Source organism: Methylosinus sp. sav-2 (genome assembly GCF_004366495.1).
GTDB lineage: Bacteria > Pseudomonadota > Alphaproteobacteria > Rhizobiales > Beijerinckiaceae > Methylosinus.
The window spans coordinates 1-1,214 of record NZ_SOEJ01000050.1 but is presented as its reverse complement, the minus strand read 5'-3'; the positions used below and the strand labels follow the sequence as shown (position 1 = coordinate 1,214).

Genomic DNA, 1,214 nt, shown 5'->3' with positions numbered 1-1,214 from the left:
GTCAGCGGCGCTCCCCTGCCCCAATGGACCGTCGAGCGCCTGAAGCGCGCAGTCAAATGCTTCGTCGCCGAGGGTTTGATCGAGCCCAGACTCCTCCATCAAGCTGCCAGCCGGAAAGTCAGCAGCGAGCGCCTCGTCACGCTCGTCGCAGGGATCAAACGGGCCAATCCAGATCTGACGCTCGCGCAAATCGGCGCGCAGCTCGAGGCCATGTATGAGCGCACGCCGCGCGGAGGAACGCGCTGGGCGCCCTCCTCCGTCAAAAGCCTGCTCGATCGCGCCGAAAAGCTCCAATTGCTCGACGCCGAAACGCTGTGAGCGAGCAGACCGCCGAGGCTCGTCCGGAAACACCCCTCGCGTCACCCCGTCCTCTTGCGCTCTCGCGCTGCCTTCCCAGCCTTGCCGCGCAACAGCGCCATCAGCACGGGTCCGAGCGAGAACTCCCCTGCCCTCGCTTTTTCGGTCAGGACGCGGAGATAGCCGCCGGCGCTTTTGATTTCATCACCGCGTTGCAGGATCGCGGCGATGACGATGGAGGCGTCATGCTCGCCCAAGACCTCCAAGGCTTGCGACCAGGCGTCTGGCGACACGCCGAGCGCCGAGCGCACCGTCGCCGCCGCAGCAGCCAAGTCTCGCCATGAGGAAATCTCGCCAACCGGACCGTAATCGAGGATATCGGGACAGGCCTCCAGCACCATTCCGAGCGGATAGGCTCGATGCGCTGGCTTGGGATCGGCAGTCCGAGAGCGTCCCGGGGAGGTTTCCGGTGCTCGCTCGATCGGTTCCCTGCCCTGTTCGAGATTTGGCTGGAATGGATCGGCCCTGCCTTCTTGAAGGCTAGGTTCAAGATCAGAAGAGTTTGTGGTTTGATTCTGTATGTGACGCTCAGTTTGAGACTCATTGCCGCTCATATTTTGAGCTTTTATGTGCGTTTCCAGCAGCTTGTGTATTTCCGTCGCCAGCGCGGCGAGCTCGCCGGCCAAAGCCTCCAGATCGGTGCGGGAAAGTCCCCGCCCGTAGCGCCCCGAGAGCGTCGCATACTGTTGGTGCGCGCCGTCCCAGTCGCCCGAAACGCGCTCTTCCAATCCGGTCTCGATCATCTTGACGATGTCTCGGCGGGTGAGCGTGATCTTCTCCCGCAGCAGCGCGATCGCGCGGTTCTCGGCCCGCACCTCCTCGGCGAGGTTCTCGATTTCGCTCGAGCGCGCGACGAG

Annotated in this window: 1 protein-coding gene and 1 pseudogene; one reads left to right on the top strand and one right to left on the bottom strand. The window is 63.5% G+C overall.

Annotation, left to right across the window (positions count from 1 at the left end; all coding sequences use genetic code 11):
• Window positions 1-318: pseudogene (locus EDE12_RS21700) on the top strand (recombinase family protein); the annotation flags it as partial.
• Between the two features lie 41 nt (window positions 319-359).
• Here EDE12_RS21700 and repC read toward each other — a convergent pair.
• The coding region (gene repC, locus EDE12_RS21695) for a plasmid replication protein RepC (RefSeq protein ID WP_245511952.1) at window positions 360-1,214 on the bottom strand (855 nt) is incomplete at its 5' end.